Genomic DNA, 817 nt, shown 5'->3' with positions numbered 1-817 from the left:
TAACCTGAACTTCGTTTAAGAAAGGAAGAAAAGAAGGGAACTAAGAGCCTGAGGCACGATCAAAGTTTTTGCTTAGAAAACAAAATCGTGGAGATCCTCAGGCTATGATGACTTTAGAAGAACTTTTCTGCTGCGTCGATGATTTTTGCCAAAAATTTATTCCCCTTTGGGAACAACAGCTCATCGAGAATAATCTGCTTAAACGCCATCGTGCAACGTCCTTATCTCTGAGCGAGGTGATGACTCTCCTCATTTTATTTCATATGAGCCATTACCGTCATTTTAAAGCGTTTTATACTGAGTATGTCCAGCAATACCTTCAAACAGATTTTCCGGGCTTGGTTAGCTACAATAGGATGATAACATTGAAGAAAAGAGCCATTATTCCGTTGTGCGCTTTCCTTTCTTCACGCAAAGAAAAATCACACGGTATTGCCTTTATCGATTCCACCAGAATCGCGGTTTGCCATAATCTTCGTATTTCTCGGAATAAGGTCTTTGAGGGGGTAGCACAGCGAGGAAAAACCAGCACAGGATGGTTTTATGGCTTTAAACTTCATCTGATTATCGATGATGGTGGTGAGATTTTAGCCGTTAAATTGACACCGGGAAATATAGACGATCGCCAGCCGGTGAAAGCGCTGGTCACAGGCCTAACTGGGCACATCTATGGTGACAAAGGCTATTGATCGCAAGTGTTATGCGATGAACTGAAGGCTGAAGGAATTACATTGATCACGAATGTCCGCCGTAATATGAAGGCCAAATTTTTATCGCTTTGGGACAAGGCCATGTTAAGAAAACGTTTTTTAATAGA

Annotated in this window: 1 pseudogene; it reads left to right on the top strand. The window is 41.6% G+C overall.

The features are described 5' to 3' along the window. Nucleotides 1–104: 104 nt before the first annotated feature. Nucleotides 105–817, top strand: a pseudogene (locus tag Xvie_RS20390) (IS982 family transposase); the annotation flags it as partial.

This window comes from Xenorhabdus vietnamensis, assembly GCF_002127535.1.
GTDB lineage: Bacteria > Pseudomonadota > Gammaproteobacteria > Enterobacterales > Enterobacteriaceae > Xenorhabdus > Xenorhabdus vietnamensis.
Note: the sequence above shows the minus strand (reverse complement) of the source record. Positions and strands in the feature narration are given on the sequence as shown.